Here is a 12,163-nt window from a genome sequence, read left to right as displayed (position 1 = left end):
TATCTCCATGGCCGTTGGTAAGGTTTCCGACACTGATTTCGAAGCCGAAGTGCTCAAGGCGAACGGCCCGGTGGTCGTGGATTTCTGGGCCGAATGGTGCGGCCCCTGCCGCATGATCGCACCCGCGCTGGACGAGATCGCCGGCGCGATGGGCGACAAGGTCAAGATCGTCAAGCTCAACGTCGACGAGAGCCCGAAGACCGCGTCGAAATACGGCGTGATGTCGATTCCGACCCTGATGATCTTCAAGGGCGGCGAGATGGCTTCCCGCCAGGTCGGCGCGGCGCCGAAGGCGAAGCTGCAGCAGTGGATCACCTCCGCCGTCTGATCGGCTCCGCCGACACAATTATTTTCGACACGGCCGGCGAAATGCCGGCCGTTTGCGTTGAAGGGGCATGTCCTGCGTATCATGAGCCCTGTCCTTGCCCGCCCCTCCCCGAAAGCGCCCGCGTAAATCCGGCTCGCTCGTTGCGATGGAGGCGCGCTCGGTCGATGCGATCCCGCGCGGCGCCGAATGGCAGTACGAACCAAAATGGGATGGCTTTCGCTGTCTGCTGTCGCGCGATGGCGACCGGGTCGATCTGCGCTCCAAGTCCGGCGAGGATCTCGCGCGCTATTTTCCTGAAATCGTTGCTGCGGCCCTGAAGCTGAAAGCCGATCGCTTCGCGCTCGACGGCGAGATTGTCGTGCCGCAGGGCAAGGGCTTCTCCTTCGACGCGCTGTTGCAGCGGATTCATCCCGCCGCAAGCCGTGTGAAGAAGCTGTCCCAGGAAACGCCGGCGCTCTATCTCGTTTTCGACCTGCTCGCGACCGTGAAGGAGAAAAAGCTCGCCGAGAAGCCGCTCAGCGAGCGACGGCCGGCCTTGGAAGCGTTTGCGAAAGCCAATCTGAAGGGCAGCATCTTCCGTCTCTCACCGTCCGCTGCGAGCTACGCCATTGCGACGAAATGGCTGGCGCAATCAGGCGGTGGTTCGGACGGCGTGATCGCCAAGCGCATCGACCTGCCCTATCAGGCGGGCACGCGCGACGGCATGCAGAAGATCAAGAAATTCCGCAGCGCCGATTGCGTGATCGGCGGCTTTCGCTATGCGACCAACAAGATCGCCGGTCGCAAGGTGGTCGGCTCGCTGCTGCTCGGCCTCTACGACGACAAGGGCTTGCTGCACCATGTCGGCTTCACCTCGGCGATCAAGGCGGACGAGAAGCCTGACCTGACCGAGCGGCTCGAGGCGCTGATCGGCGAACCCGGCTTCACCGGCAACGCACCGGGCGGCCCGAGCCGATGGTCGACCGAACGCTCGGCGAAGTGGTGCCCCCTCAAGCCGAAGCTCGTCATCGAAGTCTGCTACGACCATTTCAGCGGCGAGCGCTTTCGCCATGGCACTTCGATCCTGCGCTGGCGTCCCGACAAGGCGCCGCGCCAGTGCACCTTCGAGCAGCTGAAGCAGAAGGTCGCCGATCCCATGAAGATGCTGCAGCAGCTGTAGGCCGGATCGAACTGGCGGACGTTGCCCGGAAGACCACCGCAGGGCTGCCGCACGCTCGGACAAACCACGGCGCCCGTGCCGTCATGCCGACCTTGTTTCAGCAAGCTTGGCGAGGGCTGCAAGGACCTCCGGAAAATCGGACGCAACGGCGGGGCCGATCTCGGCAGCGCCGGGCCCGTTCGCTTGGGCCGCATAAACGATGCGGGTGCGCCCGACACCAAGCGATTCGATGCGATGCGCGACCGTGATGGTAAGCGGTCCGACACTGGTCTCGTCCACGAAACATTGGTTCTCGCGAACTTCGATCAGTCGTGATCGAAGCGTCTCCTGTCCGGGCGGCTTCATCGTGAACCACGTTCCGGGCGCGAACGGCCCGTCGATCTCGATGTGCTCGATGCCTGTGTTCCAGGTCTTCCATCCACGCACATCCTGGAAGATGCTCCAGACGACGTTCGGGTTCGCCGATGTTTCGATCCCGTATTCTGCGCGCCAGGTCTCTTCGTGGTTCACTGCGATGACCCCCATGCCTGACGCGCATTCTACATGCGCGCCTGTCATAGGTGTCAATCGGCAGGGTGCGTACGGCTTGCAGCAAAAAAGCTTACCCAATCCAGCCCGTGGCCAATGCCGCCGCGAGCATGGGCTGGCCGTTTTTACGCGCCAGCTCTGCCATCGCCTCATGATCGTAGGGCACCTGGCGGAACGTCACGCACCAGCCTTCGCGGGCCAGCTCCAGGATCGCATAGCGCGCGTGCGGCGTGCCGGCTTCGACGACATGCGGAAACGGATGCTTGTCGCGATAGCCGGGGCTGCCGACGCTGCCGGGATTGACGATCAGACGGCCGCCGCGCAATCGCACGCTGCGGGCGAGATGGGTGTGGGCGCAGAGGATGAGGGACTGCGTGACGCCTTGTGCGAGCTGCTCGATACGATCCAGCGGCGACATCGCGACCGTGCCGTCGGGGTGCACCGTGTCGAGCCAGTAGACCTCGTCATTGTCCGGCGTCGCGTGGCAAAGCAAGACCTGGTCGCGAAACACGCGCGTCGCCGGCTGGGCGCGCAGCCAGTCGAGATGCGCGGCATCGAGCTGCGCATGCGCAGGACGGTCCCACGACCCCATCTTCTCCGGGGAACGGTCGAGCAGATAGCGGTCGTGATTGCCCAGCACGTGCACGGCCTCGAGCTGCATCAGGATCTCGATGGTCCGCCGTGCGTCGAGCGGTCCGCTCAGCATGTCGCCGAGATCGACGATGTCGGCAATGCCGTGTGCGTGGATGTCGGCGAGCACCGCCTCCAGCGCGAGGTAGTTTCCGTGGATGTCGGCAATCGCGGCAAAACGCATTGTCATTTCCTGTCTCGTGCCCCGGACGCAGCGCAGCGCTTCTTCAGCGGTGCGCTGCAGAGCCGGGGCCTATGCGACTTACTGGGTCCCGGATCTGCGCTCCGCTTCGCTGCGCTTGTCCGGGACACGAAAGGCTTACGCAGGAGGCGTGCCGTTGATGGCGAGCACATGGCCGGCCAAATACAGAGAGCCGGTGATCAGGATCCGCGGCGGCACCTCATAGGCGAACTTGGCCAATGCACGCAGCGCGGCCTCGATCCCGGGCGCGGTCTCGACGCGCATGCCGAGGCCGCGCGCGGCATCTGCGAGGCGATCGACCGGCATCGCATTCTCCGTGTCGGGGATCGGCACCGCAATGATGTGACGGGTGAGGCCGGCGAAATTGGCGAGAAACGCCCGCGCGTCCTTGTTGGCCATCATGCCCGCGATCACCACCAGCGGCCGCGACACGCGCTCTTCTAGGTCGCCGAGCGCAGCCGCGGCGACGCGGCCGCCTTCGGCATTGTGGCCGCCATCGAGCCAGATCTCCGACCCCTGCGGTCCCCATCCAAGCAGCTCGCCTGCGGTGATGCGCTGCATCCGCGCCGGCCATTCCGCGCCGACGATGCCGGCCTCGAACGCTGCTTGACTGACCTTGAAGGCGCTGATCGCGCGCAGCGTCGCGATTGCCAGGCCCGCATTGTCGAACTGGTGGCGGCCGAACAGCCGAGGCGCTGTGAGATCCATCAGGCCGCGATCGTCGGAATAGACCAGACGCCCGCGCTCGACATTGACGTGCCAGCTTTCGCCCGCCGCAAACAGCGGCGCCCGCATGCGCTTGGCCTCCGCCTCGATCACCGCCATCGCCTCCGGCGCCTGCTCGGCCGAGATCACGGGCACGCCGCGCTTGATGATCGCAGCCTTCTCGCCGGCAATCGACGTCAGCGTGGGCCCAAGGAAATCCATGTGATCCATGCTGACCGGCGTGATCACGCAGGCCGCCGGGGTATCGACCACATTGGTCGAATCGAGCCGGCCGCCGAGCCCGACTTCGAGCAGCACCGCGTCTGCGGGGTTCTGTGCAAACAGATGGAACGCAGCCGCGGTCTTGAGCTCGAACAATGTCGCGGGTTCGCCGGCATTGACGCGCTCGACCTGTTCCAGCGCCGCGTGCAATTCGTCGTCGCCGACGAGCACCCCGCCACCGGCGCGGCCGAGCCGAAAACATTCGTTGATGCGGACCAGATAGGGCGAGGTGTAAGCGTGGACGCGCAAGCCGGCGGCCTCCAGCGTCGCGCGCAAATAGGCGAGCGTCGAGCCTTTGCCATTGGTGCCGGCGATGTGAATCACCGGCGGCAGCTTGCGTTCGGGATGCCCGAGCCGTTCGAGCAGGCGGTGCATCCGCTCGAGCCCGAGATCGATGCGCTTCTGATGCAGGGCCGATAGCCGCCCGATCAATGCGTCGAGCGACGACTTTGCATTGTCAGCGGAGCCGTTCACGCGTGCGGCGCGGCCGGCGCCACTTCCGCCGGCACGGCGATCTGTGCCGGGTTCGTCACCGGCTGCGCCGATTTCGCCGCGCTCTCCGGCGCCGGCGCCTTGGTCAGCAGACGGCAGAGCCGCGCCAGAGTCGGCCGCAAATCATGGCGATGCACGACCATGTCGACCATGCCGTGATCCTTCAGGTACTCGGCGCGCTGGAAACCCTCCGGCAATTTTTCGCGGATGGTCTGTTCGATCACGCGCGCACCGGCAAAGCCGATCAGCGCGCCGGGCTCGGCGATCTGGATGTCACCGAGCATCGCATAGGACGCCGTGACGCCGCCGGTGGTCGGGTTGGTCAGCACGACGATGTAGGGCTGCTTTGCCTCGCGCAGCATCTGCACGGCGACGGTGGTGCGCGGCATCTGCATCAGCGACAGGATGCCTTCCTGCATGCGTGCGCCGCCGGACGCTGCGAACACGATGAAAGGCGACTTCTTTTCGACGGCGAGCTCGAGCCCGCGCACCAGGGCTTCGCCGGCGGCCATGCCGAGCGAACCGCCCATGAAATCGAAATCCTGTACGGCGATGACGACGGCGGCACCTTCGAGCTTGCCGTAACCGACCTTGACGGCGTCGTTCAGGTTGGTCCGCGCGCGCGCATCCTTGATACGATCGACGTATTTCTTCTCATCGCGGAACTTGAGTGGGTCGGGCGTGACATCGGGCAGCGCGACGTCGAACCAGGTCTCGTTGTCGAAGACTGACTTCAGCCGCGCCACCGCGCCCATGCGCATGTGGTAGTTCGAGCCGGGAATGACGAACTGGTTGGCCTCGACGTCCTTGTAGAACACCAGCTGCCCGGAATCCGGGCACTTGATCCACAGATTCTCCGGCGTCTCCCGCCGCAGCATGTTGCGGATCTTCGGCCGGACCACATTGGTAAGCCAGTTCATGGTTTGCTCCGATGTGCGAATCCCGCTCGGGGACCGCCTGAAGGATATATGGCCGCCGGACCTTGCCCCGGCAAGCCGCCCTTTCGCCCGCCCTCAAAGCGGAATTATGGCCTATCCCGCCGCGGCTCGCGCGCCCTTGACGCCCTCGGCCAGGGACGCCGTCAATTCGGCGACGGCGTTGACGGTTTTGGCGGTCGCCCGGCCTTCCGCATCGAGGCTGTTCTTGAGGGCATCGACCAGCGCGGTGCCGACCACCGCACCATTGGCGTGCGAGGCGATGGCGCGGGCGGTCTCCGGCGTGCGGATGCCGAAGCCGACGCAGACCGGCAGTGTTGTGTGCCGCTTGATGCGAGCAACCGCCTCGCTGACAGCCGCGGAGTCCGCGGACGCAGCACCGGTGATGCCGGTGATCGAGACGTAGTAGACGAAGCCCGAGGTGTTCGCGAGCACGGCCGGCAGACGCTTGTCGTCGGTGGTCGGCGTTGCCAGCCGAATGAAGTTGAGGCCGGCCTTCATCGCGGGCAGGCAGAGCTCGTCGTCTTCCTCAGGCGGCAGGTCGACGATGATGAGACCATCGATGCCGGCGCTCTTGGCGTCGACGAGAAACTTGTCGACGCCATAGATGTAGATCGGATTGTAGTAGCCCATCAGCACGATCGGCGTCGCGTTGTCGTCCTTACGAAAGCCGCGCACGAGATCGAGTGTCTTCTTCAGCGTCATGCCGGCCTTGAGCGCGCGCAGGCCCGCGGCCTGGATCGACGGACCGTCGGCCATCGGATCGGTGAAAGGCATTCCGATCTCGATCAAATCGGCGCCCGCCTTCGGCAGCGCCTTGATGATATCGAGCGACGTCGCCGGATCGGGATCGCCCGCCATCAGGAAGGTGACGAAAGCCGAGCGGCCCGCTGTCTTCAGCTCGGCAAAACGGGTGTCGATACGCGTGGTCACTTGGTCTTGCCCCTCAGGATGTCGCCGACCTGGGGGACGTCCTTGTCGCCGCGGCCGGAGAGATTGACGACCATCAGATGGTCCTGCGGCCGCTTCGGCGCGAGCTCCATCACCTTGGCGATGGCGTGCGCGGGCTCGAGCGCCGGGATGATGCCTTCAAGCTTCGACAGCAGCTGGAACGCGGCGAGCGCCTCGTCATCGGTCGCGGAGAGATAGTTGACGCGGCCGATCTCGTGCAGCCAGGAATGCTCGGGCCCGATGCCGGGATAGTCGAGGCCGGCCGAGATCGAATGCGCGTCCTGGATCTGCCCGTCCGCGTCCATCAGCAAATAGGTGCGGTTGCCGTGCAGCACGCCGGGGCGGCCGCCCGCGATCGAGGCCGCGTGCAGTTGCGTCAGCCCGTGACCGGCGGCTTCGACGCCGAAAATCTCGACGGTGGAATCGTCGAGGAAGGGGTGAAACAGGCCCATCGCATTGGAGCCGCCGCCGATGCAGGCGACCAGCGAATCCGGCAGGCGGCCTTCGACCTCCTGCATCTGCGCTTTGGTCTCGTTGCCGATGATCGACTGGAAATCACGCACCAGCGTCGGATAAGGATGTGGACCCGCCACGGTGCCGATGCAATAGAACGTGTCGTGCACGTTGGTGACCCAATCGCGCAGCGCCTCGTTCATCGCGTCTTTCAGCGTGCGCGTGCCCGACTGCACCGGATTCACTTTTGCGCCCAGCATCTCCATCCGGATGACATTGGGCTGCTGCCGCTCGACGTCGACGGCGCCCATATAGACCACGCATTCGAGACCGAAGCGCGCGCACAGCGTCGCGGTGGCAACGCCGTGCTGTCCGGCGCCGGTCTCGGCAATGATGCGCTTCTTGCCCATGCGCCGCGCCAGCATGATCTGGCCGAGCACGTTGTTCACCTTGTGCGAACCGGTGTGGTTGAGCTCTTCGCGCTTGAGGTAGATCTTGGCGCCGCCGAGATGCTCGGTCAGGCGCTCGGCGAAATAGAGCGGCGAGGGCCGGCCGACATAGTTCTTGAGATAGCCGTTCATCTCGGCTTGGAAGGCCGGATCGGCCTTGGCCTCGGTGTAGGCCTTCTCCAGATCGAGGATCAGCGGCATCAAAGTTTCGGCGACGAAACGGCCGCCGAAGATGCCGAAATGGCCGCGCTCGTCGGGCCCGCTGCGATAGGAATTTGGTTTGGCGATGTTCATCGGACGCTCAACTCTTGCGTGGCGCGGCTCGCGCGAATGAAGGACTTGATCATCTCCGGATCCTTCACGCCGGGGGCGCTCTCGACACCGGAGGACACGTCGACGCCGCCGGCGCCGGTGAGGCGAACGGCTTCGGCGACGTTGCCTGCATGCAGGCCGCCCGAGACCATATACGGCAAGTTCAGCTCGAGGTTCTCGAGCAGGCGCCAATCGAACGGCGCGCCCAGCCCGCCCGGCCGGGTCGCGTCTTTTGGCGCGCGGGCGTCGAACAGGATGCGGTCGGCGACCGCGGCGTAGCCGGGCAGCACGGCGAGATCGGCGGTGGCTGCGACCGAGACGACCTTCATCGCGGGGCGGCCGAACCTCTGCTTGATGTCACGCACGCGCGCGACGCTCTCGTGGCCGTGGAGCTGAAACATGTCGGGCGACAGCGCGTCCATGATGTTGTCGAGCGTTGCGTCATCGGCATCGACCGTGAGCGCCACCTTGAGCGCGCGCCGCTCCACCTGCCGGCCGAGATCGCGCCCGGCCTCGAGCGTCAGATGCCGCGGCGACGGCGGAAAGAACACGAATCCCACCATGTCGGCGCCCGCGTCGAGCGCTACCTTGAGCGTCTCGCGCGTGGACAGGCCGCAGATTTTGACAAGCAGGGACATGATCTCGGGAATATGGGCTCAAAGCAGGTGAAGGCCACGGGCTCGCGGCCGGAAAACCGGGCTTTCGGTTGCGGCCGCTTCTACAACGTCGCGCGCTGCTTGTCTCGCCCGACGGGCCCGTAAAGGCCCACCCCGGAGGGGGCTGGAAGGCGCTGCTGATCCGGCCGGGCCGGGGCCGTTGAGGCTCGCAGACCGGCCAGTTCGCCCCGTGCAGCCCGTGCATCCGCCTCGTGCCGGCGGGCCGCGCGCCGCCAATGTCGCTGGCCGAACCAAACGGCCCAACCGCCGGCGATGACGCCAACAGCCGCCACCAGGATCAGCAGCAGGAACAGCGGCAACGCGACCGAGAGTGCAGGATCGTTCGACATGAAAGGATCGAACGAGACCGTGACGAAATGCCGGTTGGCCACGGCGAAGATCACCAGAAGCAGACCCAGCGGAATCACGATCAGCGCGGTCAGGAACTTTCGCATCTCGCTTCGCTCGCCTTGAATCAAGCTGCCGGCCGCATCGCTGGCGGCCGCAGGAATCCTGATGTCGATCTCAGTCCGGGGCGCCCGGATCCGGATGGTCGCGATTGAGCCGCTCACGCATTTCCTTGCCGGTCTTGAAGAACGGAACGCTCTTCTGGTCGACAGGAACATGGGCGCCGGTGCGTGGATTGCGACCGGCGCGTGCGGGGCGGTGCTTCACCGAGAAAGCTCCGAAGCCGCGCAGCTCGACGCGGTCTCCGCGCGCGAGTGCCGCAACGATCTCCTCGAGAATCGCATTCACAATGTTCTCGACATCCCGCTGGTAAAGATGCGGGTTGTGCTCGGCGATACGCTGAACAAGTTCGGATTTGATCATCGAGAGATAGGACCCGGAAGCGTGCGGATGACCATTTCCGTGAAAATGCCTTGATCTGTCAAGACGCTAAATGAAGGTTGAGCGTCGTGAAAATGCGTGACAAATGCCGAAAAAGCAGGCTGACGCACCACCCGTTAAACGGGAAAGCCGTCGCAAGCTCGCTCGGTTCCATTGAGTTCGGTCAATTTGACGCAGCCGGCTGCCACAGGGCCAGCATTCCATCCATGCCGAAGCGATCGACCGCCTGCACGACGCCGGCTTTTTCGATCTGGTGCGCAATCGAGCCTAAACCAAGCGCTTCCAGCGTCACCGAGGCGGCCGTCTTGAGGAACGTCAGGTCGCTGAACCGGGGCTCCAGCTTGTAATCGCGCACGGTGAGGCCTTTCTTAACGCCCTTCTGCTCCTCGAGCCAGGTCACGGCCGTCTTCTCGTCACCGAGCTGGTCGATCAGCTTGAGGTCGATCGCCTGGCGCCCGGTGAAGACGCGGCCGTCGGCAACTTTTTCGAGCTGCGTGTCATCCATGCCACGGCGTTGCTTCACTAGATCCTTGAACCAGGCATAGGAATCCTTCACCAGCGCGTCGAGCGCGGCACGGGCTTCAGGGCTGGTCGGCTCAAAACCGTTGGGCGCGGCCTTCAGTGGCGAGGACTTCACTTCCTCGACCTTGACGCCGATGGTCTTGAGCAGCTCGGCGACGTTGGGGTACTGGAACAGCACGCCGATCGACCCGACCAGTGAGCTCTGCTGGGCGATGATGTGGTCGCTCGCAATCGCGGTGATGTAGCCGCCCGACGCGGCAAGCCCCTCGACCACGACGACGACCGGCTTCTTCGCCTTCAGCCGCGTCAGCGAGTCATAGAGCTGTTCGGAGCCCGCGGTGGTGCCGCCCGGCGAGTTGACGTGGACGATGACGGCCGCGGCCTGCGAGTTCGCGAGCCGCTCCAGTGCCCGCGTGCGGTCGGAATCGCTGCGGATCAGGCCGTCGATCTCCACGCGCGCGATCGAGCCGGCGGAGGCGAAGCTGCCGCGCGCGCCGGGCGTCGCGATCAGCGCAAAAGCCGCGATCGCCGCGATCGCGATCACCGCGGCCACGACGCGCCAGAAGGTCAGCTTGCGGCGGATCCTGCGGCGATCGACGATGATGTCCGAATCGAGCGACATCGGAATATCTCCAGGTGGGAAGCCAACCGCGTTGTGCCGTCACAGCGTGACCATTGGCTTATCTGGATACATCAATTGCGGCGCAATTTGAAGAAAACAAGGCTCTGCCGCGTAACCCGGATGGAGCGCAGCGCAATCCGGGGTTCTCGCCTCTCCCGGATTGCGCTGCGCTCCATCCGGGCTACAGGCACAACAAAAAAGCCCCGGCTCGCGCCGGGGCTTTGATGGTTGCGAAACAGGCGTTTCGCTTACTTGTCGCGGTTCTTGAGCGCGGTGCCGAGGATGTCGCCGAGCGTCGCTCCCGAATCGGAGGAGCCGTACTGCGCGATGGCTTCCTTCTCTTCGGCGACTTCGAGCGCCTTGATCGACACCTGGACCTTGCGGGCCTTCTTGTCGAACTGGATCACCCTTGCATCGACCTTCTCGCCGACGGCGAAGCGTTCGGCGCGCTGGTCGTTGCGGTCACGGGCGAGCTCCGAGCGCTTGATGAAGGTCGAGAAGTCGGTACCGGTGATCTTCACCTCGATGCCGCTTTCCTTCACTTCGAGCACTTCGCAGGTCACGACAGCGCCCTTCTTGACATCGCCCGGCTCGGCGAAGGGGTCTCCTTCGAGCTGCTTGATGCCGAGCGAGATACGCTCCTTCTCGACGTCCACATCGAGCACCACGGCTTTCACCACGTCGCCCTTCTTGTAGTTGTCGATCACCTGCTCGCCCGGAAGCTTCCAGTCGAGGTCGGAGAGATGGACCATGCCGTCGACGTCGCCCTCGAGACCCAGGAACAGGCCGAACTCGGTCTTATTCTTGACCTCGCCCTCGACCGTCGAACCGGTCGGATGACCTTCGACGAAGACCTCCCAGGGATTGCGCATGGTCTGCTTGAGGCCGAGCGAGATGCGGCGCTTGACGGAATCGACTTCCAGCACCTGCACTTCGACTTCCTGCGAGGTCGACACGATCTTGCCGGGGTGCATGTTCTTCTTGGTCCACGACATTTCGGAGACGTGGATCAAGCCTTCGATGCCCGGCTCGAGCTCGACGAACGCGCCGTAGTCGGTGATGTTGGTGACACGGCCGGTGAAGCGCGCACCCAGCGGGTACTTGGCTTCGATGCCCTGCCACGGATCATCCAGCAGCTGCTTCATGCCCAGCGAGATGCGGTGCGTCTCGTGGTTGATCTTGATGATCTTGACCTTCACGGTCTGACCGATCGAGAGCACCTCGGTCGGGTGGTTGACGCGGCGCCACGCGATGTCGGTGACGTGCAGCAGGCCGTCGATGCCGCCGAGATCAACGAACGCACCGTAATCGGTGATGTTCTTGACCACGCCGTCGATGACCTGACCCTCTTCGAGGTTCTGCACCAGCTCCTGACGCTGCTCGGCGCGGGTCTCTTCCAGCACCGTGCGGCGGGACACGACGATGTTGCCGCGGCGGCGGTCCATCTTGAGGATCTGGAACGGCTGCGCGTTGTTCATCAGCGGCGCGACGTCGCGGATCGGACGGATGTCGACCTGCGAGCGCGGCAAGAAGGCAACGGCGCCGTCGAGGTCGACGGTGAAGCCGCCCTTGACCTGGTTGAAGATGACGCCCGTGACCTTTTCGTTGTTCTGGAACGCCTTTTCGAGCTTGCCCCAGCTCTCTTCCCGGCGCGCCTTGTCGCGCGACAGCACGGCTTCGCCAAGGGCGTTTTCGATGCGATCGAGGAATACTTCCACCTCGTCGCCGACCTTGAGCTCGCTGTCACGGCCGGGGCCGGAGAATTCGCGCAACGCAACGCGGCCCTCGGTCTTCAGGCCGACGTCGATGACGGCCATGTCCTTTTCAATTGCAACAACCCTGCCCTTGATGACGGAGCTCTCCTGCAGGTTGCCACCTGCGAAGGACTCATCGAGCATCGCGGCGAAATCATCGCGCGAGGGGCTGTAGGTATCAGCGGAAGTCGAAACCATTTGTTCTCCAGTTGCGGACGTCTTGCCGGCCGTTGGGTTCAAGGACATATCGCGCGTGCAGTGTCGGAAGGTCCGCAAAACCTTCGAGCGACCGCTCGCTGCCGCGGCTTGGCGCCGGAACAGCGGAAGCGGGCCG

Annotated in this window: 13 protein-coding genes; 2 read left to right on the top strand and 11 right to left on the bottom strand. The window is 64.5% G+C overall.

Annotation, left to right across the window (positions count from 1 at the left end):
- Positions 1-7: 7 nt before the first annotated feature.
- Positions 8-328, top strand: a complete 321-nt coding sequence (gene trxA / locus AC0L2O_RS03370) for a thioredoxin (protein WP_007598398.1) — start codon at positions 8-10, stop codon at positions 326-328.
- A gap of 145 nt (positions 329-473) precedes the next feature.
- On the top strand, positions 474-1,487 hold the full coding sequence (locus AC0L2O_RS03365; protein WP_473368950.1) for an ATP-dependent DNA ligase: 1,014 nt from the start codon (positions 474-476) through the stop codon (positions 1,485-1,487).
- Between the two features lie 81 nt (positions 1,488-1,568).
- On the opposite strand, the gene AC0L2O_RS03360 is transcribed toward AC0L2O_RS03365, so the two are convergent.
- The 11 genes from AC0L2O_RS03360 to rpsA all read right to left on the bottom strand — a co-directional run bounded on the left by AC0L2O_RS03360 (position 1,569) and on the right by rpsA (position 12,027).
- Positions 1,569-2,012: an SRPBCC family protein gene (locus AC0L2O_RS03360; RefSeq protein ID WP_473368703.1), complete on the bottom strand. Its 444-nt coding sequence runs from the start codon at positions 2,010-2,012 to the stop codon at positions 1,569-1,571.
- Between the two features lie 76 nt (positions 2,013-2,088).
- Positions 2,089-2,829, bottom strand: coding sequence for a metallophosphoesterase family protein (locus tag AC0L2O_RS03355; protein WP_473368949.1), 741 nt, complete (start codon positions 2,827-2,829; stop codon positions 2,089-2,091).
- Positions 2,830-2,964: 135 nt separating this feature from the next.
- Positions 2,965-4,308, bottom strand: coding sequence for a bifunctional folylpolyglutamate synthase/dihydrofolate synthase (locus AC0L2O_RS03350; RefSeq protein ID WP_473368702.1), 1,344 nt, complete (start codon positions 4,306-4,308; stop codon positions 2,965-2,967).
- Positions 4,305-5,246, bottom strand: a complete 942-nt coding sequence (accD, locus tag AC0L2O_RS03345) for an acetyl-CoA carboxylase, carboxyltransferase subunit beta (RefSeq protein WP_409191341.1) — start codon at positions 5,244-5,246, stop codon at positions 4,305-4,307. Before accD ends, AC0L2O_RS03350 begins: the two co-directional genes overlap by 4 nt.
- A gap of 111 nt (positions 5,247-5,357) precedes the next feature.
- A complete protein-coding gene (gene trpA, locus AC0L2O_RS03340; RefSeq protein ID WP_473368701.1) occupies positions 5,358-6,194 on the bottom strand; it encodes a tryptophan synthase subunit alpha in 837 nt (278 codons plus the stop codon).
- On the bottom strand, positions 6,191-7,408 hold the full coding sequence (gene trpB, locus AC0L2O_RS03335) for a tryptophan synthase subunit beta (protein ID WP_409191340.1): 1,218 nt from the start codon (positions 7,406-7,408) through the stop codon (positions 6,191-6,193). The genes trpA and trpB overlap by 4 nt, the downstream gene beginning before the upstream one ends.
- Entirely contained in the window at positions 7,405-8,064 is a 660-nt protein-coding gene (locus AC0L2O_RS03330; protein ID WP_473368700.1) for a phosphoribosylanthranilate isomerase, read from the bottom strand. Before AC0L2O_RS03330 ends, trpB begins: the two co-directional genes overlap by 4 nt.
- A gap of 80 nt (positions 8,065-8,144) precedes the next feature.
- The gene (locus AC0L2O_RS03325) at positions 8,145-8,537 is read right to left on the bottom strand and encodes a DUF1049 domain-containing protein (RefSeq protein ID WP_473368948.1); all 393 of its coding nucleotides are present in this window, start codon (positions 8,535-8,537) and stop codon (positions 8,145-8,147) included.
- A gap of 70 nt (positions 8,538-8,607) precedes the next feature.
- The gene (locus tag AC0L2O_RS03320; RefSeq protein WP_007598410.1) at positions 8,608-8,913 is read right to left on the bottom strand and encodes an integration host factor subunit beta; all 306 of its coding nucleotides are present in this window, start codon (positions 8,911-8,913) and stop codon (positions 8,608-8,610) included.
- 181 nt (positions 8,914-9,094) lie between these two features.
- Positions 9,095-10,075, bottom strand: coding sequence for a signal peptide peptidase SppA (gene sppA, locus AC0L2O_RS03315; RefSeq protein WP_369720264.1), 981 nt, complete (start codon positions 10,073-10,075; stop codon positions 9,095-9,097).
- Between the two features lie 248 nt (positions 10,076-10,323).
- Positions 10,324-12,027 (bottom strand): 30S ribosomal protein S1, encoded by a 1,704-nt coding sequence (gene rpsA / locus AC0L2O_RS03310; protein ID WP_369720263.1) that lies wholly within the window; start codon positions 12,025-12,027, stop codon positions 10,324-10,326.
- Positions 12,028-12,163: the final 136 nt, after the last annotated feature.

Source organism: Bradyrhizobium sp. Kon10, from assembly GCF_055807395.1.
This window is presented reverse-complemented; position numbering and strand designations above follow the sequence as displayed.

Coding starts and splice junctions, on each gene's coding strand:
- trxA (WP_007598398.1), top strand. CDS start 8: ATGGCCGTTGGTAAGGTTTCCGACACTGATTTCGAAGCCGAAGTGCTC.
- AC0L2O_RS03365 (WP_473368950.1), top strand. CDS start 474: ATGGAGGCGCGCTCGGTCGATGCGATCCCGCGCGGCGCCGAATGGCAG.
- AC0L2O_RS03360 (WP_473368703.1), bottom strand. CDS start 2,012: ATGGGGGTCATCGCAGTGAACCACGAAGAGACCTGGCGCGCAGAATAC.
- AC0L2O_RS03355 (WP_473368949.1), bottom strand. CDS start 2,829: ATGCGTTTTGCCGCGATTGCCGACATCCACGGAAACTACCTCGCGCTG.
- accD (WP_409191341.1), bottom strand. CDS start 5,246: ATGAACTGGCTTACCAATGTGGTCCGGCCGAAGATCCGCAACATGCTG.
- trpB (WP_409191340.1), bottom strand. CDS start 7,408: ATGAACATCGCCAAACCAAATTCCTATCGCAGCGGGCCCGACGAGCGC.
- AC0L2O_RS03330 (WP_473368700.1), bottom strand. CDS start 8,064: ATGTCCCTGCTTGTCAAAATCTGCGGCCTGTCCACGCGCGAGACGCTC.
- AC0L2O_RS03325 (WP_473368948.1), bottom strand. CDS start 8,537: ATGCGAAAGTTCCTGACCGCGCTGATCGTGATTCCGCTGGGTCTGCTT.
- AC0L2O_RS03320 (WP_007598410.1), bottom strand. CDS start 8,913: ATGATCAAATCCGAACTTGTTCAGCGTATCGCCGAGCACAACCCGCAT.
- sppA (WP_369720264.1), bottom strand. CDS start 10,075: ATGTCGCTCGATTCGGACATCATCGTCGATCGCCGCAGGATCCGCCGC.
- rpsA (WP_369720263.1), bottom strand. CDS start 12,027: ATGGTTTCGACTTCCGCTGATACCTACAGCCCCTCGCGCGATGATTTC.